Source organism: Aeromonas sp. s6, assembly GCF_040907815.1.
Classification (GTDB): Bacteria; Pseudomonadota; Gammaproteobacteria; order Enterobacterales; family Aeromonadaceae; genus Aeromonas; species Aeromonas caviae.
This window is the reverse complement of the sequence record NZ_JBFOCN010000123.1, coordinates 24593-48132: the sequence shown is the minus strand read 5'-3', so window position 1 is coordinate 48132 and position 23540 is coordinate 24593. Positions and strand designations below refer to the sequence as shown.

23 protein-coding genes and 1 riboswitch are annotated in these 23540 nt (G+C 61.2%); of the genes, 10 read left to right on the top strand and 13 right to left on the bottom strand.

What is annotated here, in order from left to right; genetic code table 11:
• Positions 1 to 2: 2 nt before the first annotated feature.
• From AB5Y50_RS20870 to AB5Y50_RS20850, 5 genes are all read right to left on the bottom strand, one after another.
• Positions 3 to 557, bottom strand: coding sequence for a cytochrome c oxidase assembly protein (locus tag AB5Y50_RS20870; RefSeq protein ID WP_319882971.1), 555 nt, complete (start codon positions 555 to 557; stop codon positions 3 to 5).
• A gap of 9 nt (positions 558 to 566) precedes the next feature.
• Complete coding sequence (ctaD, locus tag AB5Y50_RS20865) at positions 567 to 2165, bottom strand: cytochrome c oxidase subunit I (RefSeq protein ID WP_045522119.1); 1599 nt, start codon at positions 2163 to 2165, stop codon at positions 567 to 569.
• 9 nt (positions 2166 to 2174) lie between these two features.
• Positions 2175 to 3305, bottom strand: coding sequence for a cytochrome c oxidase subunit II (gene coxB / locus AB5Y50_RS20860; RefSeq protein ID WP_231959412.1), 1131 nt, complete (start codon positions 3303 to 3305; stop codon positions 2175 to 2177).
• Between the two features lie 367 nt (positions 3306 to 3672).
• On the bottom strand, positions 3673 to 5745 hold the full coding sequence (locus AB5Y50_RS20855; RefSeq protein ID WP_319882970.1) for a GNAT family N-acetyltransferase: 2073 nt from the start codon (positions 5743 to 5745) through the stop codon (positions 3673 to 3675).
• Positions 5742 to 6056 carry an HlyU family transcriptional regulator gene (locus tag AB5Y50_RS20850; RefSeq protein ID WP_041211748.1) on the bottom strand — a complete coding sequence of 105 codons (315 nt, stop codon included), beginning with the start codon at positions 6054 to 6056 and terminating at the stop codon, positions 5742 to 5744. Before AB5Y50_RS20850 ends, AB5Y50_RS20855 begins: the two co-directional genes overlap by 4 nt.
• A gap of 138 nt (positions 6057 to 6194) precedes the next feature.
• Between AB5Y50_RS20850 and AB5Y50_RS20845 the strand changes: the two genes are divergently transcribed.
• The 3 genes from AB5Y50_RS20845 to AB5Y50_RS20835 all read left to right on the top strand — a co-directional run bounded on the left by AB5Y50_RS20845 (position 6195) and on the right by AB5Y50_RS20835 (position 7721).
• A complete protein-coding gene (locus AB5Y50_RS20845) occupies positions 6195 to 6401 on the top strand; it encodes a bacterioferritin-associated ferredoxin (RefSeq protein WP_039039715.1) in 207 nt (68 codons plus the stop codon).
• A gap of 131 nt (positions 6402 to 6532) precedes the next feature.
• Positions 6533 to 7012 carry a bacterioferritin gene (gene bfr, locus AB5Y50_RS20840; protein WP_319882969.1) on the top strand — a complete coding sequence of 160 codons (480 nt, stop codon included), beginning with the start codon at positions 6533 to 6535 and terminating at the stop codon, positions 7010 to 7012.
• 250 nt (positions 7013 to 7262) lie between these two features.
• Complete coding sequence (locus AB5Y50_RS20835; protein ID WP_041211864.1) at positions 7263 to 7721, top strand: methylglyoxal synthase; 459 nt, start codon at positions 7263 to 7265, stop codon at positions 7719 to 7721.
• A 64-nt stretch (positions 7722 to 7785) separates the two neighbouring features.
• Here the strand turns inward: AB5Y50_RS20835 and AB5Y50_RS20830 are convergent, their stop codons facing one another.
• Positions 7786 to 8373 (bottom strand): superinfection exclusion B family protein, encoded by a 588-nt coding sequence (locus tag AB5Y50_RS20830; protein ID WP_010675780.1) that lies wholly within the window; start codon positions 8371 to 8373, stop codon positions 7786 to 7788.
• Between the two features lie 191 nt (positions 8374 to 8564).
• Positions 8565 to 8671, top strand: a riboswitch (yybP-ykoY riboswitch).
• Between the two features lie 89 nt (positions 8672 to 8760).
• Between AB5Y50_RS20830 and AB5Y50_RS20825 the strand changes: the two genes are divergently transcribed.
• A complete protein-coding gene (locus AB5Y50_RS20825) occupies positions 8761 to 9747 on the top strand; it encodes a sodium:calcium antiporter (protein ID WP_319882968.1) in 987 nt (328 codons plus the stop codon).
• A 94-nt stretch (positions 9748 to 9841) separates the two neighbouring features.
• On the opposite strand, the gene ansB is transcribed toward AB5Y50_RS20825, so the two are convergent.
• From ansB to AB5Y50_RS20810, 3 genes are all read right to left on the bottom strand, one after another.
• Complete coding sequence (gene ansB, locus AB5Y50_RS20820; RefSeq protein WP_319882967.1) at positions 9842 to 10900, bottom strand: L-asparaginase 2; 1059 nt, start codon at positions 10898 to 10900, stop codon at positions 9842 to 9844.
• Between the two features lie 128 nt (positions 10901 to 11028).
• Positions 11029 to 11223 (bottom strand): heavy metal-associated domain-containing protein, encoded by a 195-nt coding sequence (locus AB5Y50_RS20815; RefSeq protein ID WP_319882966.1) that lies wholly within the window; start codon positions 11221 to 11223, stop codon positions 11029 to 11031.
• 111 nt (positions 11224 to 11334) lie between these two features.
• Positions 11335 to 12285, bottom strand: coding sequence for an AEC family transporter (locus tag AB5Y50_RS20810; RefSeq protein WP_319882965.1), 951 nt, complete (start codon positions 12283 to 12285; stop codon positions 11335 to 11337).
• 134 nt (positions 12286 to 12419) lie between these two features.
• On the opposite strand from AB5Y50_RS20810, the gene treR reads away from it, so the two are divergent.
• The 4 genes from treR (at position 12420) to AB5Y50_RS20790 (ending at position 17357) form a co-directional block, all read left to right on the top strand.
• On the top strand, positions 12420 to 13367 hold the full coding sequence (treR, locus tag AB5Y50_RS20805) for a trehalose operon repressor TreR (RefSeq protein WP_041211765.1): 948 nt from the start codon (positions 12420 to 12422) through the stop codon (positions 13365 to 13367).
• Positions 13368 to 13553: 186 nt separating this feature from the next.
• Positions 13554 to 14984 (top strand): PTS trehalose transporter subunit IIBC, encoded by a 1431-nt coding sequence (gene treB, locus AB5Y50_RS20800; RefSeq protein ID WP_039039721.1) that lies wholly within the window; start codon positions 13554 to 13556, stop codon positions 14982 to 14984.
• Between the two features lie 88 nt (positions 14985 to 15072).
• A complete protein-coding gene (treC, locus tag AB5Y50_RS20795; RefSeq protein WP_102948911.1) occupies positions 15073 to 16737 on the top strand; it encodes an alpha,alpha-phosphotrehalase in 1665 nt (554 codons plus the stop codon).
• Entirely contained in the window at positions 16737 to 17357 is a 621-nt protein-coding gene (locus AB5Y50_RS20790; protein WP_039039723.1) for a sugar O-acetyltransferase, read from the top strand. The genes treC and AB5Y50_RS20790 overlap by 1 nt, the downstream gene beginning before the upstream one ends.
• Before the next feature lie 87 nt (positions 17358 to 17444).
• On the opposite strand, the gene AB5Y50_RS20785 is transcribed toward AB5Y50_RS20790, so the two are convergent.
• Complete coding sequence (locus AB5Y50_RS20785) at positions 17445 to 17903, bottom strand: Lrp/AsnC family transcriptional regulator (protein WP_039039724.1); 459 nt, start codon at positions 17901 to 17903, stop codon at positions 17445 to 17447.
• Positions 17904 to 17999: 96 nt separating this feature from the next.
• Between AB5Y50_RS20785 and AB5Y50_RS20780 the strand changes: the two genes are divergently transcribed.
• Positions 18000 to 18875 carry a DMT family transporter gene (locus AB5Y50_RS20780; RefSeq protein ID WP_102949257.1) on the top strand — a complete coding sequence of 292 codons (876 nt, stop codon included), beginning with the start codon at positions 18000 to 18002 and terminating at the stop codon, positions 18873 to 18875.
• Positions 18876 to 18927: 52 nt separating this feature from the next.
• Here the strand turns inward: AB5Y50_RS20780 and AB5Y50_RS20775 are convergent, their stop codons facing one another.
• Entirely contained in the window at positions 18928 to 20421 is a 1494-nt protein-coding gene (locus AB5Y50_RS20775) for a histidine-type phosphatase (RefSeq protein ID WP_103243776.1), read from the bottom strand.
• Positions 20422 to 20804: 383 nt separating this feature from the next.
• Between AB5Y50_RS20775 and AB5Y50_RS20770 the strand changes: the two genes are divergently transcribed.
• On the top strand, positions 20805 to 21137 hold the full coding sequence (locus tag AB5Y50_RS20770; protein ID WP_039039727.1) for a hypothetical protein: 333 nt from the start codon (positions 20805 to 20807) through the stop codon (positions 21135 to 21137).
• Between the two features lie 114 nt (positions 21138 to 21251).
• Here the strand turns inward: AB5Y50_RS20770 and AB5Y50_RS20765 are convergent, their stop codons facing one another.
• Both AB5Y50_RS20765 and AB5Y50_RS20760 read right to left on the bottom strand, forming a co-directional pair.
• Positions 21252 to 21851, bottom strand: a complete 600-nt coding sequence (locus AB5Y50_RS20765; protein ID WP_029314835.1) for a Yip1 family protein — start codon at positions 21849 to 21851, stop codon at positions 21252 to 21254.
• Positions 21852 to 22088: 237 nt separating this feature from the next.
• Positions 22089 to 23432 carry a potassium channel family protein gene (locus AB5Y50_RS20760; protein ID WP_319882964.1) on the bottom strand — a complete coding sequence of 448 codons (1344 nt, stop codon included), beginning with the start codon at positions 23430 to 23432 and terminating at the stop codon, positions 22089 to 22091.
• Positions 23433 to 23540: the final 108 nt, after the last annotated feature.

Here is a 23540-nt window from a genome sequence, read left to right as displayed (position 1 = left end):
GGTCATTTCCTCTGTGCGAATGCCGGTGCAGGTACGGACTCCGTGATGTCATAGAGCGAGTAGGAAAGCGTGATGGTATTGATGCTGTCCGGTAGAGCCGGATCGATATAGAACTTGAGCGGCATCAGCTTGCTCTGCCCTGCCCTCAGCTCCTGGCGATTGAAGCAGAAACACTCCACTTTCTTCATATAGGCTGCGGCGGGACCGGGAGAGACCGACGGGACCGCCTGACCCACCATGGTCCGCTCCGTGGGATTGAACACCCGAAAGTTGACCATCTTCACCTCCCCCGGCCGCACCGACAGCCGAGCCGTCTCACCGCTGAACTCCCACGGCATCCGGGTATCCGCATGAGCAAGAAACTCGATCTGGATGCTCCGCTTGCTGTCGATCACCGCCCGCTCCGTACTGGCCGCTTGATCAGACGTCTTGCCATTGAGGCCGGTGATCCGGCAGAAGACGTCATAAAGCGGCACCAGCGCAAAGGCAAAACCAAACATGACGAGCACGACCAGAGCCAGTTTTCTGAGCAAGGGGGCATGACTGACCTGGTTCATATGACCTCCCTAACGCTCTTCCGACCGGATATCCGGTGGAGTCTGGAAACTGTGATAGGGAGGGGGAGAAGAGAGCGTCCATTCCAGCCCCTCGGCCCCCTCCCATACCCGATCGCTCGCCTTGGCTCCGCCTCTGATGCATTTGACCACGCCCCAGACAAACAGCAGTTGGGACAGGCCGAAGGCAAAACCCCCCAGGCTGATCAGCATGTTGAAGTCGGCAAATTGCAGGGCGTAATCGGGAATGCGGCGAGGCATGCCCGCCAGCCCGACAAAATGCATGGGGAAAAACAGCACATTGACCGAGACGAGCGAACACCAGAAATGCCATTGACCGAGCCGCTCGTCATACATGTGCCCCGTCCATTTCGGCAACCAGTAGTAGGCAGCGGCCAGGATCGAGAAGACGGCACCGGTCACCAGCACATAGTGGAAATGGGCCACTACGAAATAGGTGTCGTGATACTGAAAATCAGCCGGTGTCATGGCCAGCATCAGCCCGGAGAAACCGCCAATGGTGAATAGGGTGATGAAGGCGATGGCAAACAGCATGGGGGTCTCGAATGTCAGAGAACCACGCCACATGGTGGCAAGCCAGTTGAACACCTTTACCCCTGTCGGCACCGCGATCAGCATGGTGGTGTACATGAAGAACAGCTCCGCCACCACGGGCAATCCGGTGGTGAACATGTGGTGAGCCCAGACCATGAAGGAGAGCAAGGCGATGCTGCTGGTGGCATATACCATGGAGCGATAACCGAACAGCTTCTTGCGGGAGAAGGTTGGTATGATGCTGGAGACGATGCCGAAAGCCGGCAATATCATGATGTAGACTTCCGGGTGCCCGAAGAACCAGAAAATGTGCTGAAACAGGACAGGATCCCCCCCACCGGCCGCATCGAAGAAACTGGTCCCGAAATACTTGTCCGTCAGCACCATGGTCACCGCAGCCGCCAGCACCGGCATGACAGCGATGAGCAGAAACGCCGTGATGAGCCAGGTCCAGACAAACAGCGGCATCTGCATCCAGCCCATGCCCGGCGCCCGCAGGTTGAAGATGGTCACGATGACGTTGATGGCCCCCATAATGGAGGAGATCCCCATGATGTGAATGGCAAAGACAAACAGGGCCGTGCTGTTGCCGCTGTACTGGGTGGACAGGGGGGCATAGAAGGTCCAGCCAGAACTGGGGCCGCCTCCCTCCATAAACAGGCTCGACAGGAGGATGAGGAAAGCAAACGGCAGGATCCAGAAGCTCCAGTTGTTCATGCGGGGCAGCGCCATGTCAGGGGCCCCGATCATGATGGGGATCAGCCAGTTGGCGAGGCCGGTGAAGGCGGGCATGACGGCACCAAAGACCATGATGAGGCCGTGTACCGTGGTCATCTGGTTGAAAAACAGGGGTTCCACCAGTTGCAGTCCGGGCTGGAACAGTTCTGCCCGGATCACCATGGCCATGGCGCCACCGGTAAAGAACATGGTGAGGGCAAAGCACAGATAGAGGGTACCGATGTCCTTGTGATTGGTGGTGTAGAGCCAGCGCCTCAGACCGGCCGCCGGCTGGTGGACATGTTCGCTGTGCGGGGTATCCGTGATTCCATCACTCATGCCGACGCCTCACTTGTCCTTGTCCGGATTGGCCGGGTTGAGAAGGGATTGCACCTCGGCTGGCTGCACAAGGTCGCCGGTCTTGTTATCCCAGGCATTGCGTTCATAGGTGATGACGGCGGCGAGTTCCTGTGCCGTCAACTGTTTGCCAAAAGGTTGCATCGCCGTACCACTCCGGCCATGCAACACCGTATCCAGATGCTGGGCACGATGCTCCGCCTGTGTGGTCACCTTGCTGCCATTGAGCGCCGGGAAGATGCCGGGCAATCCGGTACCCGCGGGCTGATGACAGGCCGCACAGTGGCCCAGATAGACTTTCTCCCCCAGCGCCATGGCTTGTGGCAACGTCATGGTCTCCGCTGCCTGCGCCTGTTGCTGTGCCTTGGCGGTTGCCTGCTCGTCTCCCTTCCTGGCAATCCACGTCTCGAACTCCTCTGCGGATTTGGCCACCACAACCACGGGCATGAAACCGTGATCCTTGCCGCACAGCTCGGCGCACTGCCCACGATAGGTGCCCGGCTTGTCGATCCGCGTCCAGGATTCGTTGATGTAGCCAGGATTGGCATCTTTTTTCACGGCGAAGGCGGGAACCCACCAGGAGTGGATGACATCGTCCGAGGTCATCAGGAAACGGATCTTCTTGCCGACCGGCAATACCAGAGGGTTATCCACCTCCAGCAGATAATTGCCGCCCTTGGGGGCATCACCGGAGATCTGCTGTTTGCTGGTCGCCAGCAGGGAATAAAACGCCACCGGATACTCGAGGTATTTGTAATGCCATTTCCATTGCGAGCCCGTGACGAGGACGGTGAGATCGGCCTTGGAGGTATCCTCCATCTTCAACAGGGTCGAGGTTGCCGGTGCCGCCATCGCGATCAGTATCAATACGGGGATGGCCGTCCACAGCAACTCGATGCGGGTGCTTTCGTGAAACTGGGCGGCTTTGGCACCGCGCGATTTTCGATGGTGCACGATGGACCAGAACATGATGCCGAAGACGAGCAGACCGATGACGCAACAGATATAGAAAATCGTCATGTGCAGGTCATAGACCTGCTGACTGATGGCGGTGGCCCCGCGCGTCATGTTGAACCGGATCTCATTGGCAAAGGCGCTGCTGCTGATGAACCACATCATCATTCCGGCACCTGCCTGAGCTGCATCGTTTCTCACATTGCACTCCCTGTGCACGTTGGAGAAGATGGCCTGCGTTCAATACACCCAACGCTAACCATCTGAAAATAATGCATTTATTAAAATTCATTTCACATTCAAGTATTAGTCCATATTCAGAAAAAACCAAAATGCAGACAGCCCTGACCAGGCTCATCAGAGCAGTGGCAATAGGCAAAACGCGAGCAGGGAAGAGGGAGAAACGGGTCCCGGGGTGGCCGCGCCTTGAACGGGGAGAGCTTCAGCCATGGTGAGTCGAATCGATCTGCAGAACCCGGGAGGGGCCATGGGTTCCTCCCGGGCTCCGTGGTTTTCTGCCGTGCCAGAGGTGGGGTCAGCCCGCTGGGGCTTGCTGAGCCAGCAGTCTGGCCAGCAGGGAGCGCAATGCTTTTATCAGCGCGGGTTTGCCCGCAACACCCTGTCGGGCAGCCAGCTCGGACCAGGACGCATATTGCCAGATGGTGGCGATCAGCAACCGTCGTTCATCCTGACTCAACCCGTCCAGCATCATCACTCGCCGGAGCAGCCAGCGTTGCAGTGTCGCCTGGCACAATTCGAATGGCTTGTGATGGTGGGCAAAACAATCGAGTTCCCGATGCTCGAATTCATCCAGATCCGGCACATAAGTGACAGGTCCGCCTCTGAGGGATAGCCAGACCAGTTCGGTATCCAGCCTCTTGAGTTCACCCGCCAGCAGGGCCGGCAACTGGCTCATGAAACGCTGTCGCCATTGCGCCAGCTCGGCGTGATATTCCGATTGCAGCGGCATCAGCAGCAAAGCTGCATGACTGCCGCTGGCCGCATCGCGCTGCAGACCCAGACGCAGCACCTTCAATCCCGCCTTGAGCCAGAATGGCAGCAGATCTGGACTGGCGGAGAAGGCAGATCCCAGATAATCGACCCCTAATGCCCGATAATGTGATACCAGCTTGTCCAGCAACCTGGACCCCAACCCGAGACGATGAAGGGCAGGATGGATGGCGATGCGCATCACCCTGGCATAAGAGCGCTCCCCCGCCGTCACGAAACCGGCGTGGGCCAGCAGCGACTGGGGCAACAGATGTCCACGAGGGCGCCGTCGTCCGGCCCAGATCGCGTGCGCCAGATCAGGGGGTATCTTGCCCTCCCGCGCGACCAGCGCCACCCCGAGCAACTCCTGTCCCTGCTCCATCAGATGAATGTCGAGATCCGGCCCCTCCAGCAAATACCGCAGATCACTGGGGCTGGTCTGGTAGTGAGCCAGCACGAGCAGGCCGAACACCCGATTGAGCAGCGCGTCATCACGGGCCAGCTCATCTTGTCCGACCAGGCGCCAGGTCGGTGATGTCGGGGGATGAGGTGCCGATACGTCAGCATTCAGACCAAGGAGCCGGAAGATCAGAGGCTCCAGCGGATCGCTCAGGCTCCAGCGAATGGGCTCCACCAGGTGCAGCTCCTGCCAATCCGGGGCTTGCTCATCGAGTATCCTCTTGAAGCGCAGATGAAAGCCGCGCCCCGTCCCCTCATAGCCGTGCTCCGTTGTAGCGAAGACAATGCGACTGTGGCGGGCCAGCATAGCCTCCAGCAGTGGGGTCGGGATGGCGGCGGCCTCATCTACCAGCAGCAGATCCGCCAGTACGTCTCCTTGAGCCACCCGATCAGGGGACACATAGCTCAGACCGGCCAGCCGCTCAGGCATCTCTGCCAGCGCGCGCTCTGCATGGGCAAAAAGTGTCGCCACTGTAGCGTGGGAAGGGGCAGTCACCGCTATCGTCAAGGCCGGAGCCCGACTCAGCAAGTCGGCGCTCGCCAGCCCCAGCACGGCGCTCTTGCCACGACCGCGATCGGCGCTCAGCACCAGGGGGCGACGGCGATGGCCGTGCAACACGTTCTGGATGGCGGGCAGCGCACGGGCCTGATCCGCGCTCAGCGGCCGGTCCCCGTCGAGAGGCTGCCAGGTAATATCACAAGAGGCAGGCGTCAGATCTCGCGCCGGATCTTCTTCCAGCAGCCGTACCAGACGGGAGATGAACCCCTGCCCGGCACGATCGACCTCCTCTGGCTGGGCGACCAGCCTCTGACGATCAGGGTCTGGGTAGGTCGGCCATACCTCACGCGGCGGGGTCAGCAGAAGCAAGAGCCCCCCAGCCCTCAATGTCCCCGCCAAGGCACCGAATGCATCGGGGTGAAAACCGCTGAAGGCATTGAATACCAGGGTGTCACACTCCTGACCGAGCCGTTGAAGCGCCTTGGCGGCAGGCTGCGGAGCATGACGCTCAGGACCCTGCCCCAGCCAGAACACGGCCCCCCACAGCAAGGATTCGGCACGAACGATGCAGTCATCCTCCTCCCCTTCCAGCCAGATCAGACGCCGCTCGCCGGCATGAGCGATAGCGTGGCGCAAGGCGAGCAGCTCGGCTGACATCATGGAGCTGGACTGGCGTCTGGCTTCACGCGGGGTTCAAACATGCGCTCCCCCATCTGGTCGATGAAGGTATGGGCCTTTTGCACCATGAAGCGCTCGGCATCCGCCGGGTTGGCAAAGAGATCGGAGCGGATGAAGCGATGGGTCTGTAATTGCCCGTCGATCTCCCTGGTGATGCGACCGGCCAGCCTGTATTGCCCCCCTTCCGCCATGGGCTCGGGATAGATGAGATAGCCCATGTATTCGATGGGCTCAACCTCGGGGCTCTGGGCGATCTCTCCCTTGAACAGGGCATTGAATAGTTTTTTGAACATGTTCGCATCCTCTCTGATGCAGGCATTCTCCCCAAGGGTGGAATCACTGGCAAGCACGGGATCTTATTACCATTCGTTCTTTGCACTACGAACCATTCTCATTTAGATTTCATCTCATTCCAGCATGAGGTCCAGATTATGTACGTGTGTTTGTGCCGCGGCATCACAGATAACCAGATCCGCAAGGCGGTACAGGCAGGCAAGACTGAATTCCGACAGTTGAAACAGTCGCTGGAAGTCGGTACTCAATGTGGTAAATGTGTGCGCATGGCGATGGAGATCATCGCTACCGAAATCGACAAGATGGAGTCAGAGCAGGCACCGCTCTATTACGAAGTGGCGTAAAACCGCCGACTTCTCGTCTTCATCTCTCCTTCTGCCCTCCAGGGGACGACTTTCCCCATCACGTTATGGTCATGTTTCTGGACTAAGCTCTAGTGATCGTTGCCTAGGCTCGAACACGAGGAGTAATGTCGATGAAAGGAGATCCCAAAATCATTGCCCACCTCAACAAGGTGCTGGCCAATGAGCTGGTTGCCATCAACCAATACTTCCTGCATGCCCGCATCTATGATGACTGGGGCCTCAAAGGGCTGGGGCACAAGGAGTATCACGAATCCATCGATGAGATGAAACATGCCGACGAGCTGGTCAAGCGGGTGCTGTTTCTGGAAGGGCTGCCCAACTTGCAGGATCTGGGCAAGCTGCGCGTCGGTGAGACGGTGGAAGAGATGCTGCGCTGTGACTTGTCTCTGGAGATGGACGCCATCCCCGACCTGAAAGTCGCCATCACCTATGCCGAGTCCGTGCAGGACTACGTCAGCCGCGACCTGTTTCAGGAGATCCTGGAGGATGAAGAGGAGCATGTGGACTGGCTGGAAACCCAGCTCGATCTCATCGCCCGTATCGGTCTGGAAAACTACCAGCAATCCCAGCTCCATGCCGAGTCATCCTGAATCTAGATGACATCAAGAGACAATCCCAACCCGCCCAGGCGGGTTTTTTCATGGCGACAGCGGCAGAGATCTTGCCGAACGATACGGTAGCCGACTAGGTTGCTGACAAGGCAGGCCAGAGGCTGTCAGGATGGCAGGCGCCGGATTGAACCGCCTCCGGGATCACAGTTACGATGCATGGGGCAGCGGCAGGCGCCGCTTTCGATTAGGATACGACCCCATTCCCATCATTTTGCTACGGATGACCTCCATGGAACTGATTGCACGCGAGATGGCGCCCCACAAACGGGTTGCCCTGGTGGCTCACGACAACATGAAAGCCCCTCTGCTGAACTGGGTGCTGCGCCGCAAGGAGGAGCTCAAGCTCCACCATCTCTATGCGACCGGCACCACGGGCACCCTGCTCGGCAAGAAGGCGCAGCTGCCCATTACCTGCCTCTTCTCCGGCCCCATGGGAGGGGATCAGCAGCTCGGCGCCCTCATCGCCGAAGGGAAGATAGACGTGATGATCTTCTTCTGGGATCCCCTCAATCCCGCCGCCCACGATCCTGACGTCAAGGCCCTGCTGCGCCTCGCGGCCGTCTGGAACATCCCGGTCGCCACCAACGAGGCGACGGCGGACTTCATCATGGACAGCCCGCACATGCAGCAGGCATTCAGCGTCCAGGTGCCCGACTACGCCGGCTACCTCAAGGCCAGAACCGAATAAGCAACGCCAGACAGCAAAGAGCCGGAACAGATGTCCGGCTCTTTTCTTTCATGGGGGGAGAAGGTCAGCGCTGGAGGCTTTTCTGCGCGAATTTGGGCCTGGCATTCATGATCTGCTCCACCTGCTCGTCGCTCATCTTGCCCCGCGACAGCCCCAGAACCTTGTAGGTCAGCAGAGGGCGCGCTGGCAGGGCGATCATCAGGGCGCGGATCTGGTTCTCGTCCTCCTTCTCTCGCGTCGGCTTGCCGTAGGCGTAGGTGAGCACGCCGGCATCCATCAGGTTTTTGACGGCAGGTTCGGTGATCGGCAGGTTTATGACGCTTTTCCGTTGCAGTACGAACTCCCGCAGCACCGCCTTCTCGTTGAAGTCCAGGAAGCCAATCATCTGGGCCAGTTGATCCTGCTGGCGGCGGGACTGCCACTCGTCACAGGCCCACTCCCAGGCGATCAGGAAGCCCTGACTGCAGAAATAGGAGATGGCGATCAACATGCCGACCCCAAGCCAGGCCGCATGAGCCGTGGCCCACTGGCTCACGGCACCTTTCATCAATCCGGCCGGAAACAGCAGGATGATGCTGCAGCAGAGCAGCAGCCAGACCATCAGCCAGTTGAGGCGATTAAGCTGGTAAAAATGTTGGATCCACCGTTTCATCGTTCACCCTTCCCAAGTCAATGTGGACAGTAGCCAACTCATAGCAATCGCTGTGCCAGCACAAGGATCCCCGTAAAAAGATCAGGATCCCGGACGGGAGAGTCGAGAGGGTTGTCACATCCTTTTACAACTTGTCGCGCGGATCATCTCCTGTTGGCCTTGCGCCTCACCGAGCCACTTGGTAAAAAGCCCGCACTGTCACTGGGGAGTAGCAACCCGCCCGAAATCCGGGCAGGGCCCATGTCAACACTCTTGGATCCGCAGATCCATGGCATGGGCGGCGATAGCACCTGTCGTCCTGCAAGACCTTTGGCCTCGATATGCACGCCAGCCGGGCGAGCCGTATCGGGTCCATCGGTTGTTCTGCTCGCCTGGCGGTTACTCATCATGCTGATCACCCTGCTGTTATTTCTGATCTCTGCCGTCACCATCTATCTGGCCTGCGAATACTTCGTCAACGGCATCGAATGGACCGGCCATCATTTCAAACTGTCCCAAAGCGCCACCGGTTCTCTGCTGGCCGCCCTCGGCACGGCCCTGCCCGAATGCATCGTCACCCTGACCGCCCTGCTGATGGAGGATGCCCCCGCCCAGCAGCAGATAGGCATAGGTGCGGCCCTCGGCGGCCCGCTGGTGCTGGCTACCATAGGCTATGCTGCCGTCGGCGTGACCCTGCTGCTGTGCATGAGCCGGGAGCACAGAGCCATCAATGGCGAGGTGCAGCGGGAGATAGGCCGCGATCAGGCCTGGTTTGCCGGCATCTTCCTGCTGGCCGTGCTGCTTGGCATGGTGGCCTTCACCGGTAAAACCTGGCTGGCCCCCCTGTTCGTGCTGATCTACCTCCTCTATGTGCGACGTGAGCTGAAACAGACCGACAGCCACGATGCGGAATTGCCCTCCCCCCTCAAGCTGGATCCGCACGCCAGGATCCCGGCGCTCGGCAAGGTGCTGCTGCAAACCCTGGTGGCGCTCGGCGTGGTGGCGCTGGCGGCCCAGCTGTTCGTTCACCAGCTGGAGAACATGGGCGAGCTGTTCGGCCTCTCACCGGTAGTGGCCGCCCTGTTGCTGAGCCCGGTGGCCACCGAAATGCCCGAGCTGATGAACGTGCTCATCTGGGTGCGGCAGGGCAAACACCGGCTGGCACTGGCCAATATCTCCGGCGCCATGATGATCCAGGGCACCATTCCCAAGGCGTTCTGCCTGCTGTTCACCCCCTGGCTGCTGGATAGCACCATGATGGCCTCCTCCCTGGTGACGCTGCTGGCGGTCGCGCTGCTGTGGTGGGGGTTCAGTCGGGAGCGGATGACAGCGGGCAGGCTCGCCCTGGTGGGGCTGGTTTACCTGGGTTTCTGCGGCTGGCTGATGATGAGCTGAGGGCCGGCATCTGCCTCTGGCGCAACAAGAAAGGGCAGGATCCCATCCTGCCCTTCATCTCACGGGGTAGTGTCAATCAGGCCGAGCCGAGGTCTTAGAACTGCTGGAACCAGCGCTGGATCTGGGCCGGATCCTTGCTCTGGGTCAGGGCGAGCATCAGCAGCACCCGCGCCTTCTGCGGGTTGAGGGTCTCGGCGGCGACGAAGCCGTACTTGGCGTCATCGATCTCGGCATCCAGGGTGGTGGAACCGGTCGGCACGCGGGCGGAACGCACCACGCGAATGCCGTCCTTGCTCGCCTTGGCCAGGGTGTCGAACAGGGTGTGGTAGAGGTTGCCGTTGCCCACCCCGGCGCTGACGATGCCGTCAAACTTGGCATCCACCAGGGCCTTGGCCGGCAGGTCCGAGGCGTTGGCGTAGCTGTAGACGATGCCGACCTGGGGCAGCTTGTCGAGCTTGCTCACGTCGAACGGCGTCTGGCTGGTGTGCAGCCGGGCCGGGCTGCGCTGGTAGTCGATCTTGCCGTTGTGGATGTAGCCGAGCGGGCCGAAGTCGGGGGCCGCAAAGGTCTGCACGCCGGTGGTGTTGGTCTTGGTGACGTCCCGGGCATCCAGCACGGTGTCGTTCATGGTGACCATGACGCCACGCCCCTTGGAGGCGGGATCGGAAGCCGTGACCACGGCGTTGTAGAGGTTCATGGGGCCGTCGGCGCTCATGGCGGTGGAGGGGCGCATGGCGCCGACCAGCACCACCGGCTTGTCACTCTTGACGGTGAGGTTCAGGAAGTAGGCGGTCTCTTCCATGGTGTCGGTGCCGTGGGTGATGACGATGCCGTCCACGTCGTCCTTGGCCAGCAACTCGTTGACCCGCTTGGCGAGCTTGAGCCACACCTCGTCGTTCATGTCCTGGGAGCCGATCTTGACCACCTGCTCACCCTGCACGTCGGCCACGTTCTTCATCTCGGGCACGGCGGCGATCAGGGTCTCGATGGCAACCTTGCCCGCCTCGTAGTTGGACTGGGTGGCGGACTGGCCGGCACCGGCGATGGTGCCACCGGTGGCCAGTATGTGCACGTTCGGCAGCGCCATGGCCATGGGGGAGAGGGTCATACCGAGCACGGCGGCGAGCAGGGTCTTGCGGATAGGGAGGGTCATGCTGCAATCCTTCTTATGGGTTGATTGCAGCATTTTTATTCTTTTTAAACGGAATTTAAGTGATCGTTCTCACCAATAAAAAGAATTAAACAGAATATTGGTCTGTTTTTTACCACTTAGGTGATAAGTCATTCCGCGGTGAAGCCACTGGCCTCGACTAGGGCGATCAGCTCCGCCTTGCCCAGCTCGCTCTCGATAACGGCCTTGCGGCTGGCAAAGTCGACGCTGGCGGTGCTGACGGCAGGCTGGGCCAACAACGCTTTTTGCAGGCTGGCGGCACAGCCACCACAGGACATGCCGGTAACGGTGAGTTCGATGGTCATGGGCTCTCTCCGCTGTCGATGTGACCTCAGCCTAAAGCTGCCGCCTCCGGCAAGGTCAAGGGCGAATGCCGATCCCGTCAACCCCGGGTCGTGCATCATGGCGGCGCCCCATCACCCCATCAGTCCCAGGTAGTTCATCAGGGTGGCCCCCAGGCTGGTGGTGACGAGCGAGCCCAGGGTGGTGGTGGCGATGATGTTGGCCGCCAGGGCGCTGTCACCCCCCATGGCACGGGTCATCACATAGCTGGCGGCGGCGGTGGGGGTAGAGCTGATGAGAAACAGGATGCCGAGGGCCTGCGGGTTGAAGCCGAGCGCCCAGGCCCCCAGCACCAGCAGCACGGGGATGCAGCACAGCCGGTTGACCGTGGCCCAGCCGGTCAGCATGGCGCCGCCGCGCAGGGCCTTGAGGTTGAGGCTGGCGCCGGTGCACAGCAGGGCCAGCGGCAGGGTCATGTTGGCGAAATAGTTGCCCGTGCTGATGACCAGCTGGGGCAGTTCGATGCCGAGCAGACCGAAGGGCAGGGCCGCCAGAATGGCGATGATGAGGGGGTTTTTGACGATCCCCTTGAGTATGGGTGTGAGCCCCTTTCCGCCCCCCAGGCTGCGGGTCAGGGTGATCACCGCGAGGATGTTGTAGAGCACTGTGATGGAGCCCACCAGCAGGGCGGCGGCCCCTATCCCCTCCGGGCCGTAGGCGTTTTGCACATAGGCCAGCCCCATGATCCCCATGTTGCCGCGAAAGCTGCCCTGCACGAAGATGCCCCGCAGTTTCTGCTCGCTGATGAAACGGGCCGCCAGCACCTCCAGCACCAGGAAACCGGCGAGGGTGCCGAGCAGGCCGTAGAGGATGAGCCAGGAGCTCGGCATGGTGGAAAAATCGGTGCGCACCATGCTCAGAAACAAGAGCGCTGGCAGGGTGACCTGGAACACCAGACGGGAGGCGGACTCGACGAAGCTGTCGGGCAAGAGACCCAGCCGCTTGAGCCAGATGCCGAGTACCAGCACCAGACAGATGGGGCCCGTGATGGAGAGGGAGAAGTGCAGACTTGCCAACAGATCCATGATGCGCGTCCTGTGCAACGGCGAAGAAAGTCGCCTGGGAAAGGGCATTCTAACGCCATGGGCTTGTATTCACAGGAGTTAATCACAACAATGTCTGCATCCCGATTGTCGCCCTCCCCTGTCACGGATCCCTCATGGAAAAGAAACTGACCATCCTCGATATCGCTCGCCTCAGCGGGGTCGGCAAGTCGACCGTCTCCCGGGTGCTCAATCAGGATCCCAAGGTCAATGCCCAGACCAGGGCCAGGGTTGAATCGGTGATCGCCCAGCACGGTTTCGTCCCGAGCAAATCGGCGCGGGCCATGCGCAGCCAGAGCCAGCAGGTGGTCGGCATCGTGGTGTCGCGCCTCGACTCCAGCTCCGAGAATCAGGCGGTGCGCGGCATGCTGGAGACCCTCTACCAGCGTGGCTACGACGCCGTGCTGATGGAGAGCAAGTTCTCCCCCGCCAAGGTGAGCGAGCACCTGGCGGTGCTGGAGCGGCGCGGGGTGGACGGCATCATCCTGTTTGCCTTCAACGATCTGGACTATGCCGCCATGGCGCCGCTCAGGGAGAAACTGGTGCTGATGGCCCGCGAGCGCCCCGGCTTCTCGTCGGTCTGCTTCGACGATGACGGGGCGGTGCGCGCCGTGCTCGCCCACCTCGGGGAGCGTGGCCTGACCGAGGTCGCCTATCTCGGGGTGGAACGCAGCGATCTCACCACCGGGCTGCGTCGGCATCAGGCTTACCTCGACTACTGTCGGGAACAGGGGCGCACGCCCCGCAGCGCCCTCGGGGATCTCGGTCTGCAAAGCGGCTATCGGCTCGCGGCCGAGCTGCTCACCCCCACCACCCAGGCCATGGTCTGTGCCAGCGACACCCTGGCCATCGGCGCCGCCAAATACCTGCAGGAGCAGGGTCGCACCGACATCCTGGTGAGCGGCCTTGGCAGCAATCCCATGCTGACGTTCCTCTTTGCCAACACCCTCAGCCTGGATTTCGGCTACAAGGATGCCGGCATCCTGGCCGCCAGACAGCTGCTCGACCAGATTGAAGAGGGGCAACCCCCCAGAGCGACCATCGCCCCCTGTCAGCCCCTGTAGTCTATCTTTTCCTCCATTCCCGGCGTTTTGCGCTTTTTGTGACCAGCGCCACGAATTGGGAACGTTCCCATTGCCGATACCAGCCACTGGCTTCATGCTGATTGGGAACGATACCAATAAACGGGCGGTCCTTGGCCAGCCGGTAAAGACACGACCATTATTCATGGAGTCACAGAGGGAAGGCTCATGTCAAAAGTCAACACACAGCATCTGGCGCAGCTGATCGAGCGGATCGGCGGCAAAGAGAACATCACCACTGTCAGCCACTGCCTGACCCGGCTCAGGTTCGTGCTGGCCGATCCGGCCAAGGCCGATCCCAAGGCCATCGAGACCATCCCTTCGGTGAAGGGGAGCTTCACCCAGGGCGGCCAGTTCCAGGTGGTGATCGGCAACGAGGTGGATCAGTGGTACAAGGCGCTCACCCAGGAGATCGGCGTGAGCGGCGGCAGCAAGGAGGCCGCCAAGCAGGCCGCCCGCCACAACATGAACCCGTTGGAGCGCGGCATCTCCCACCTGGCGGAGATCTTCGTCCCCCTGCTGCCCGCCATCATCACCGGTGGTCTGATCCTGGGCTTTCGCAACGTCATCGGCGATATCAAGATGTTCGACGACGGCACCCACACCCTCACCGAGATCAGCCAGTTCTGGGCCCAGGTGCACGCCTTCCTCTGGCTGCTGGGTGAAGCCATCTTCCACTTCCTGCCGGTGGGTGTCTGCTGGTCTGCGGTGAAGAAGATGGGTGGCTCCGAGATCCTCGGCATCGTGCTGGGTATCACGCTGGTGTCGCCGCAACTGATGAACGCCTATGGCATCGGCCAGCAGACCCCGGAAGTGTGGGACTTCGGCCTCTTCGTCATCCAGAAGGTGGGGTATCAGGCCCAGGTCATTCCGGCCCTGCTGGCGGGTGTCTTCCTCGCCTGGGTGGAGACCAGCCTCAAGCGCATCATCCCGGCCTATCTCTACCTGGTGATTGTGCCCTTCATCTCCCTGCTGCTGGCGGTGATCGTGGCACACGCCCTGATCGGTCCGTTCGGCCGCTGGATTGGTGACGGCGTCGGCTTTGCCGCCAAGGCGGCCATGACGGGTTCGTTTGCCCCCATCGGCGCCGCCCTGTTCGGCTTCCTCTATGCGCCCCTGGTCATCACCGGCATCCACCACACCACCAACGCGGTGGACCTGCAACTGATGCAGAGCATGGGCGGCACCCCCATCTGGCCGCTGATCGCCCTCTCCAACATCGCCCAGGCGTCTGCGGTCGTCGGCATCATCCTGATCAGCCGCAAGGAGAACGAGCGGGAGATCTCGGTCCCGGCCGCCATCTCCGCCTATCTCGGGGTGACCGAGCCGGCCATGTACGGCATCAACCTCAAGTACAAGTTCCCCATGCTGTGCGCCATGGTGGGCTCAAGCTGTGCGGCTCTCATCTGCGGCTTCGCCGGTGTGATGGCCAACGGCATCGGGGTGGGCGGCCTGCCGGGCATCCTCTCCATCCAGCCGCAATACTGGGGCATCTACGCCATCGCCATGCTGGTGGCCATCGTGGTCCCCGCCCTGCTGACCCTGCTGGTCTACAAGCGCCAGCAGGCTGCCGGCAAGCTGGATCTGGCCACGGCCTGATCCACACAACCTCGGCGGAGCCCTGGCTCCGCCTTTTATCGTTGCCCTGTTCCAACTAATCCGGTTTCAACCAATGAGCGAACCAACCATGACACAGACACCCTGGTGGCAAAGCGCCGTGATTTACCAGATCTACCCCAAAAGCTTTCAGGATTCCGGCGCCCGTGGCACCGGTGATCTCAAGGGGATCATGGCCCGCCTCGACTACCTCAAGACCCTCGGCGTCGATGCCCTCTGGCTGACCCCGGTCTACGTCTCCCCCCAGGTGGACAACGGCTACGACATCGCCGATTACCTCAACATAGATCCCGCCTACGGCACCATGACCGACTTCGAGGCCCTGCTGGGCGCCGCCCATGCGCGCGGCATCCGCATCGTGATGGACATAGTGGTGAATCACACCTCCACCGAGCACGCCTGGTTCAAGTCGGCGCTGGGAGACAAGAACAGCCCCTATCGCGACTATTACATCTGGAAAGATCCGGTGGACGGCGGCGTGCCCAACAACTGGCAATCCAAGTTTGGCGGCAGTGCCTGGGAGCTGGACCCGGCCACCGGTCAGTACTACCTGCACCTCTTTGCCCGCGAGCAGGCGGATCTCAACTGGGAAAACCCGGCGGTACGTGCCGAGGTGAAAAACATCATCCACTTCTGGGCCAAGAAGGGGGTGGACGGTTTCCGGCTCGACGTCATCAACCTCATCTCCAAGGATCAGGCATTCCCTGACGACGAGGTGGGGGATGGCCGCCGCTTCTACACCGACGGGCCGCGCATCCACGAATTTTTGCAGGATGTGAGCCGCGACGTCTTCGCCCCCGTGGGGGCCATGACGGTGGGCGAGATGTCTTCCACCAGCCTGGAGCACTGCCAGCGCTATGGCGCGCTGGATGGCTCCGAGCTCTCCATGGTGTTCAACTTCCATCACCTCAAGGTGGATTACCCGGGCGGCGACAAGTGGACCAAGGCACCGTTCGATTTCCTCGAACTCAAGCGCATCTTCAACCACTGGCAGTGCGGCATGCACGGCAAGGGGTGGTCGGCGCTCTTCTGGTGCAACCACGATCAGCCGCGCATCGTCTCCCGTTTCGGCGATGAGGGTCAGCACAGGGTGGTCGCCGCCAAGATGCTGGCCAGCACGCTGCACGGCCTGCAAGGCACCCCCTACATCTATCAGGGGGAGGAGATCGGCATGACCAACCCCGGCTATCAGCACATCGACGACTATCAGGATGTGGAGAGCCGCAACATCTTCGCCATCAAGCAGGCTGAAGGGATGAGCGAGGCCGAGATCCTCGCCATTCTCGGCGCCAAGTCCCGGGACAACTCGCGCACCCCGATGCAGTGGAGTGCCGCCCCCAACGCCGGTTTCACCAGCGGGACGCCCTGGCTCAAGCCTGCCGCCAACTACCCCGAGATCAATGCCGAGGCGGCGCTCGCCGACCAGCACTCGGTGTTCTGGCACTATCGGGATCTCATCGCCCTTCGCAAGGCGCACCCCATCTTCACTCAGGGGGATTATCAGGAGCTGCTGACCGGGCACCCGCAGATCTGGGCCTATGCCCGCCGCGCCCACGGTCAGACCCTGCTGGTGGCGAGCAACTTCTACGGCGAGCCGGTGGAGTTTGCCTTGCCTGCCGAGCTGCAAAGCGGGGAGGGGCGACTGCTGCTTGGCAACTACCCGGATAGCCCGGCCCGCCCGCAATCCTGCAAGCTGCGCCCTTACGAATCCCTGATCTGGCTGATGGAGCAATGATGACTGACGCAACAACAGTGCAGCGGCCCGCCGTGCGTGGCCCCGAGTGGCAGAAGATGGTGGCGGGAGCGCCCTATGATGCAGGGGACCCCGAACTGCGGGCTGCGCGGGAGCAGTGCCGCGCCCTGCTGGGAGAACTGAACCGGGAGCGAACCGATGCCCCTGGCTGGGATGAGCGCCTCACCCGCCTGCTGGGTGGCCGCGCAGAACGCTGTTTCATCACGCCCCCCTTCTTCTGCGACTATGGCACCAACATCTTTGTCGGCGAGAATTTCTACGCCAATTTCAACTGCACCATCCTGGATGTGTGCGAGGTACACATAGGCGACAACGTGCTGCTGGCCCCCGGAGTGCAGATCTACACCGCTACCCACCCGGTGGCGGTAGCGCCTCGCATCAAGGGGGTGGAGTTCGGCAAGCCGGTGCGCATCGGCAACAACGTCTGGATTGGGGGCAGCGTCGTCATCTGCCCGGGCGTCACCATAGGGGACAACAGCGTCATCGGGGCGGGGTCCGTTGTCACCAGAGACATTCCGGCAGGCGTGGTGGCGGTCGGCAATCCCTGCCGGGTCTTGCGCCCCATGACGGCAGAGGAGCTGGCGCCCGGGGCACCTGGCTGACACAGAAGGGGCAGGCCGTACCTGCCCCTGTTCGTTTCCCTGACGGCGCTCCCGCAATGCCGCCAAGGCTTCGGCGCAGCCCCCTCTTTACCCGGGCAGCAAGGCGCCGCAACGCTTGTGCTGTCCCATGACCACCAGAGTCTTGAAACTGCGCACCTGATCCCTGGCATGGAGCACCCGACGGGTGAACTGCTCGTAACTTTGCATGTCCCTGGCGGCCACTTGCAGCACGAAGTCCTGCTCCCCCGTCACATACCAGAGATCCATCACCTCGGGTTCCCGCTGCAGGCTGGCGATCATCTCATCGACGATGCGGCCATGATCCCGTTCCAGGGTCACCAGCACCAGCATGGTGATGGGCCAGCCCATGGTGGACGGTGCCACCAGCGCCACTTCCCGCTCGATGAGACCGGACTCCCGCAAGGCGCGGACGCGGCGGTAGCAGGCTGGGGCGGAAAGACCGACCCTGTGGGCCAGCTCCGGCGTGGGCAGACGGGCATCCTGTTGCAGCTCGGCAAGGATGAGCAGATCAAATTTGTCGGTCATGGGGTTCATTAGATAAAAATTATCGCACAAGGCCAGTATTAGACCGGTTTTACCCAAGTATCCAGATATATTTTATTGCTCATCGTCCTGCCCGGTATGAACACCATGCAACCCAATCCCAATGCCCTCTCCTCTCTTCTGGCCGTCCTGCTCGCCATGCTGTCGATCACCCTCGGCGCCTCCCTGGCCAAATCCCTGTTTCCCTTGCTGGGTGCCGCAGGTACGACCCTGTTCCGGCTGGGGTGCGCCGCCCTCCTCCTCTCCCTGGTGTTTCGCATCTGGCGTGCCCCCCTCGACCGACGCACCCTGCTTGGCGCCATCCCCTACGGCCTGTCGCTTGGGGCAATGAACCTGCTCTTCTATCTGGCCATCGCACGCATTCCCCTCGGCGTAGCCCTGGCCATCGAGTTCATCGGCCCCCTGACGGTGGCCCTGCTCTCCTCACGCCACCGGGCAGACTTCATCTGGCTGATACTGGCCATCGCCGGGCTGCTGCTGCTCTTGCCCCTGCGGGCAACACAGCAGGCCATCGATCCCCTGGGGGCCGCACTGGCTCTCGGGGCTGGCCTCTTCTGGGGGCTCTATATGCTCACCGGAAAGCGGGCAGGAGCCTTGCTGGGCGCACAGGCTCCGGCGCTGGGCATGTGGGTGGGCACCCTGCTGGTATTGCCCTTCGGGCTGGAGGGTGCGATCGAGGCGTCATTCACCGTCCCCGTGATCCTCACCATCATCGGGGTGGGGCTGCTCTCGAGCGCCATCCCCTACTCTCTCGAGATGTTTGCCCTGCGCCGCCTTCCCCTCAAGAGCTACGGCATTCTCACCAGCGGTGAACCGGCCATGGGAGCCTTGATGGGACTGGTATGGCTGGGCGAACAATTGCCCCCGTCCCAATGGCTCGGGATAACCGCCATCATCGCCGCCTCCATGGGCACCACCTGGCAGGCGGGTCGTCGACAAGCGGGCTCCGCCTGAACCAAAAAAATCGGGGCCGGCGATGACCGGCCCCGGGGATGGCACGAGCGCGTCAGGACGAGTAGTCGTAACAGCGTTTGAGCTCGCCGAAGTCATAGAAGAAGCTGCCCACCGCAATGGGGGCGCAACCTGCCTTGAAGGCGAGCTCCTTCTCGTTGTAAAGCATCTTCACCAGCACCCGGCCGGCCTCGTTGCGGTAGACATCCCACTGGATATTGGCCGCATAGGGAGAGACCCAGCCGCCACGCCATTCGTTGTTTTCCTGGCTCATCAGCACGCCGGGCTGGGCGCTCTGACGACTCCCTTCCAGCTTCATCAGGGCCGCCAGCGGGATCAGGGTCTCCGCATGGGCGAAGCGCAGCTTGGCGACATGCTCGCCCGCCTCTTCCACCACCTGGGTCTGTACCTCGTTGAAGAGGCCGTCAAGCAGGGGCTGGGCCACGGCGTAGGTGGCGCTCTGGCTGGCAAGACTCGGCCCCTTCTCGTAGAAGTCCTCGGCATCGGAGAGGTAGGAGAACCAGGCAGACTCCTCTGGCGTGATGAACTGCTCGAGATCCCAGGACCCGCCTTGTGCCTGCGCCTCCCGGATCATCCCCGGGCCGATGATGAAGAGGTTGTAGAGCATGAGGGCGGCGTCCACCTCGTCACGCACATGGGTCTTGCCGCCGTCTTCCGGGTTCACCGCCACATAATCCACCCCGGCGGCCAGCTCGTCGACGAAAGCCTTGCTGTAGAGACGCTCGAGCATCTCGCGGGCCATCACCCGGGTCCTGGGCAGGGCCTTGAGCGCATCGAGGACCTCGGTCAGCTCGGGAGCAGGAGCCACCCCGTTGTCTTCGTCCCCGACAAAGGCCTGATAGGCCTGGAAGGTGGGCAGATACCGGGTGTACTCCCCCTGTGGCTCGGTCTTGTGGAAGTAGAGCTCGAACTTGTTGCGCAGCCCCTTGTCGATCTCGGAAGGGTTCTCCTGGCTGACGTAACAGTCGGGGCTGTCCGTCACCAGAGAGACCCGTTTGGCCAGGCTCTGCATGAAGAAGTAGGCGCTTTCGTTGGCGCGATCCTTGCCCGATGTCTCGACCTTGAGGCAGAGGGGAGTCGATTCAGTGGTCAGCAGGGTGGGCAGCCGTTCGGCGAGCCGGGTCGCCAGGTTGGCGTGCTCCTCCTTGCCGAGCGCACTCAGCAGGCCATAGCCGAGGGTCTGGTTGGCGGCCGTGACGGCGTCCACCTTGGCGCCGAGCCGTTGGCCCAGCTCGGTCAAGGCCCCCTGTCTTGCGGCCTCCTCCCACACCAGCTTGGTCAGCACATCGTATTTGGGGCTCGACAACGAGCGGGAGCCATGGCGTGCCACCAGTTCGGTGAAGACGGGACTAAAGCCTTCAGGGGCAACCTCATAGCTGTTCATTGCCTGACGGGCGGCATAGACCGCCTTGGTGCTGTATTGATAGTCGCCGACGGCGGGCGAGGAGGAGTCATTGCCCGAATGGCAGCCGCTCAGCAGGGTGGCCGCCACGCAGGCGGCAAGGGAAGAGACGCGAAACATAGTCATCCTTGAACCAGTGTGAAAATGAAGCCGCACAGTACGCACCGGATGTGACAATCCGGTGTCAGGTCTGGGACATGCACCTCTCTCCGGAAGGGTGAACACCCTCCAACCCGTCTATGTCCCCCCACAAAAAAATCATTCATATTTTTTGAACGTGTAGGCCAGTTTATCTCGCTAACAATGACCGGGTGAGGCGCTTAATATTCACACATCGCTTAGGCAGGAGCGCCAAGCCGCAAAACAACTGGTCGTTCATGGCAGTCCCCCATACACATGGGTGACAAACATCCGTGACAAAACAACACACCATTTGAATGACCTCTTGCAAGGATGCATTGATGCAGGCCTGTCAGGCCTTGCCAATGACATAAAAACCAAGAGAGTGAATGAACATGAAAAACGTGATCAAGATGCTGGCCGTTGCAGGCCTGATGAGTGCCGGTGTTGCCCAGGCTTCCGTCCCCGCCGACTTCAACGCCACCCCGGGTGTGCTGTTCGTGAACTGGCATGCCAGCGCCGCCATGGCTGGCAAGGCCAACCCCATGCTGGAGGTGCGCGATGAATCCGGTGATCTGGTGGCCTCCGTCCACGCCAACCTGATGGGTACCCAACAGGTACAGATCCCGAGCCGCGCCCAGGGCAACCTGACCGTCAGCCTCGGCGATCAGAGCAGCGATTACCGCATCCCGTTCGGCATCGGCAGCGGCAATCCCCGCTGATCAACGCAGACGACTTCCCTCCCGGGTCTGGCAAAGACACGCCGACCAGGCGAGAGATCAACGACAAGGGCGCCATCAAGGCGCCCTTGTCGTCGTTGCCGTCGGCACGCACGGCTACTGGGTGAAGACGGGACCGAAGCCGGATCCCCACAGGATGGCCGTGGCAGCCAGCACGCAGACCAGCAACACCAGGCCGACCGTCACCACTGAGCTGGCGTAGATGAATCCCTGCTCCTTGGTGATGTGCATCAGGATGGGCACGCCGATATAGAGCAGGTAGACGGAATAGGTCAGCCCGACCAGACCGATGAGCATCACGAACCAGAGATGCGGGAAGAAAGCGGAGAAGCCCACCATGAAGAGTGGCGTGGAGGTGTAGGCCGCCAGCTCCAGCGAGGTCGTGTAGCTGGGATCCGAGCCGAAGGTATGCCCCATCCAGTGCACCAGATAGGAGAGTGCCAGCACGCCGATGATAAGGGTCACGTACATGGCGACCGACAGCTTGAATGCGCTGTTGGCGGTCAGGGTGATGGGATCGCCGACCCCGATGCTCCAGCCGATGTGAACGGCGGAATAGTAGGCGCAGATGGGAGGGATAAGGGCCACGAGCAGGATGTGAGTCAGACTGTTTCTGAAGCTGTCGTGCCGCTCGTCTATGGTATGCCATTCGGTGTGGGGATGGGCATACAATCCCCATAAGTGATTCAATATCATAGCGTTATTCCTTCTCTACATCGGTGGTTGGCGGATCGATACCGGGCTTTCTCCTCTGATTGCGTCATGTCCGGGCGCTGGTGGCGCCATCGCTTGCCATGGCATGCGATGACTTTAAATAAAGTCGCTCCACCGCCGCTGCGTCAAGCGAGGTCGCCGGGCCAGCCGGGAGGGATGGGAAGACAGCAGGAGGGCACCGGAGGCGGGCACTGCTGGCACCCGCCGTCGGCGCTCCCGTCAATACTGCTTGGTTTTCGAGGCAAAACCCGCGAGGAAGAGACCGGTCAGGAACATGCCGCAGAAGGCTTCGATGGCCGACAGCAGTTGCAGCGGCGAGGAGGTCTGGGAGATGTCCCCATAACCCAGGGTCACGAAGGTGACGATGCTGAAATAGAGAGAGCGCCCCAGATGGCCGTGGGTTGCAGACTCCGGCGCCAGGAAATAGGTCAGGGTCGCCAGCAGGATCACCCCCATCGACATCAGCAAGCTTCTGATGGGACGCTCCCCAAACCCCCAGGTGATGAAGCTGATGAACTTGCCCGCGCACTTGAGATAGCACAGCAGGGAGAGCCAGCACTTCGTCATCGGACCGCTTCGCAACCAGCGCTCCCGGAACAGCTCCCGCGGGCTCGCCAGGGACTTCATCTCGTGCAGCTTCTCCTTGTAGTAACACTCGCCGGCATCGACGGTGTCACCCACGCTGGAGAAGAGGCGCTTGGCATTGCGATAGAGTTTGCTCGCCTCGTTGTGGTCGATCCGCCCATTGTGGTTGTAGACCACCTCCACCTTGTCCAGGTTGGTGTGCTCCATGGTGGCATCGAAGTTCTTGGCGCTGACGCTGAAGTTTTTCAGCACCGCCCGGGAGGAGTGGAAGCGGATCTCCTCGCACTCTATGGTGAAGTCCTGAAAGACCCCGTCCTCCAGCGCCAGCTCCCGCTTCTTGGCCCAGGCCCTGTGGTCCCACAGCAGGGAGTCGAACAGATCGAGCCCAATCACCCCGCCATTGACCCTGACCCCCTTGGCCGAGCAGTGCCACAGATAAACCTTGGAGTTGTTGACGGCCCCATCGAGAGAGAGCTCGTCGAGACAGGTAAAATCGAGCAACCGGCCGGAGATGATGGGGCTTTTGAGGGCAACACCGCCGATGTTGAGCAGACGATGCTTGCCCAGCACCTGGGCCTCCCCCTTGTTGTTCTCCGAGACCGAGAGCAGGCTTTGCACCCGTTTCACCTCGTCATTGCCATGTTTTCCCGCCAGCCACATGCTGTAAGGCTCGAAACGGGTCTCCGAGCGGATGAGGCCGCTCTTGCGCAGGGATTCCAGTGCACTCGAGGCGCTCTCATACAGGCGGACCTTGTCGTCGCTCATGTAGACACAAAGGCTCAGCACGCAGCGGGAGCTGATGAAGCGGGCGATGCCGATCTGGAAGATCACGCTTTTTTCTATCTTCTGCTCCGCCATCCAGTCGTCGAAATGGGGCAGCGACGCCACCAGCAGCGCCCAGATACGGGGATAATCGTTCTCACGCCGCCACTCGTTGAATTGCTCGGGGGAAAGCTGCCAAAGCTCTGTTGCATTCATAGATGACCTCAGTAATGGAGATGTTCTCGTCGGTGATTCTCTGTCAAGTGCAACCAATAGAAGCGAGCTTACAACAGCAACGAATGGCCCCTAAGAATCAGGAGAAAA

Excerpts from the sequence above, each read along its gene's own strand:
- AB5Y50_RS20810 (WP_319882965.1), bottom strand. The coding sequence starts at position 12,285 with ATGGATCTGTTGGCAAGTCTGCACTTCTCCCTCTCCATCACGGGCCCC.
- treC (WP_102948911.1), top strand. The coding sequence starts at position 15,073 with ATGACACAGACACCCTGGTGGCAAAGCGCCGTGATTTACCAGATCTAC.
- AB5Y50_RS20845 (WP_039039715.1), top strand. The coding sequence starts at position 6,195 with ATGTACGTGTGTTTGTGCCGCGGCATCACAGATAACCAGATCCGCAAG.
- bfr (WP_319882969.1), top strand. The coding sequence starts at position 6,533 with ATGAAAGGAGATCCCAAAATCATTGCCCACCTCAACAAGGTGCTGGCC.
- AB5Y50_RS20775 (WP_103243776.1), bottom strand. The coding sequence starts at position 20,421 with ATGACTATGTTTCGCGTCTCTTCCCTTGCCGCCTGCGTGGCGGCCACC.
- AB5Y50_RS20830 (WP_010675780.1), bottom strand. The coding sequence starts at position 8,373 with ATGAAACGGTGGATCCAACATTTTTACCAGCTTAATCGCCTCAACTGG.
- ansB (WP_319882967.1), bottom strand. The coding sequence starts at position 10,900 with ATGACCCTCCCTATCCGCAAGACCCTGCTCGCCGCCGTGCTCGGTATG.
- AB5Y50_RS20760 (WP_319882964.1), bottom strand. The coding sequence starts at position 23,432 with ATGAATGCAACAGAGCTTTGGCAGCTTTCCCCCGAGCAATTCAACGAG.
- AB5Y50_RS20870 (WP_319882971.1), bottom strand. The coding sequence starts at position 557 with ATGAACCAGGTCAGTCATGCCCCCTTGCTCAGAAAACTGGCTCTGGTC.
- treB (WP_039039721.1), top strand. The coding sequence starts at position 13,554 with ATGTCAAAAGTCAACACACAGCATCTGGCGCAGCTGATCGAGCGGATC.
- AB5Y50_RS20790 (WP_039039723.1), top strand. The coding sequence starts at position 16,737 with ATGACTGACGCAACAACAGTGCAGCGGCCCGCCGTGCGTGGCCCCGAG.
- AB5Y50_RS20785 (WP_039039724.1), bottom strand. The coding sequence starts at position 17,903 with ATGACCGACAAATTTGATCTGCTCATCCTTGCCGAGCTGCAACAGGAT.
- coxB (WP_231959412.1), bottom strand. The coding sequence starts at position 3,305 with ATGATGATGTGGTTCATCAGCAGCAGCGCCTTTGCCAATGAGATCCGG.
- ctaD (WP_045522119.1), bottom strand. The coding sequence starts at position 2,165 with ATGAGTGATGGAATCACGGATACCCCGCACAGCGAACATGTCCACCAG.
- AB5Y50_RS20770 (WP_039039727.1), top strand. The coding sequence starts at position 20,805 with ATGAACATGAAAAACGTGATCAAGATGCTGGCCGTTGCAGGCCTGATG.
- treR (WP_041211765.1), top strand. The coding sequence starts at position 12,420 with ATGGAAAAGAAACTGACCATCCTCGATATCGCTCGCCTCAGCGGGGTC.
- AB5Y50_RS20835 (WP_041211864.1), top strand. The coding sequence starts at position 7,263 with ATGGAACTGATTGCACGCGAGATGGCGCCCCACAAACGGGTTGCCCTG.
- AB5Y50_RS20825 (WP_319882968.1), top strand. The coding sequence starts at position 8,761 with ATGCTGATCACCCTGCTGTTATTTCTGATCTCTGCCGTCACCATCTAT.
- AB5Y50_RS20765 (WP_029314835.1), bottom strand. The coding sequence starts at position 21,851 with ATGATATTGAATCACTTATGGGGATTGTATGCCCATCCCCACACCGAA.
- AB5Y50_RS20780 (WP_102949257.1), top strand. The coding sequence starts at position 18,000 with ATGAACACCATGCAACCCAATCCCAATGCCCTCTCCTCTCTTCTGGCC.
- AB5Y50_RS20855 (WP_319882970.1), bottom strand. The coding sequence starts at position 5,745 with ATGATGTCAGCCGAGCTGCTCGCCTTGCGCCACGCTATCGCTCATGCC.
- AB5Y50_RS20815 (WP_319882966.1), bottom strand. The coding sequence starts at position 11,223 with ATGACCATCGAACTCACCGTTACCGGCATGTCCTGTGGTGGCTGTGCC.
- AB5Y50_RS20850 (WP_041211748.1), bottom strand. The coding sequence starts at position 6,056 with ATGTTCAAAAAACTATTCAATGCCCTGTTCAAGGGAGAGATCGCCCAG.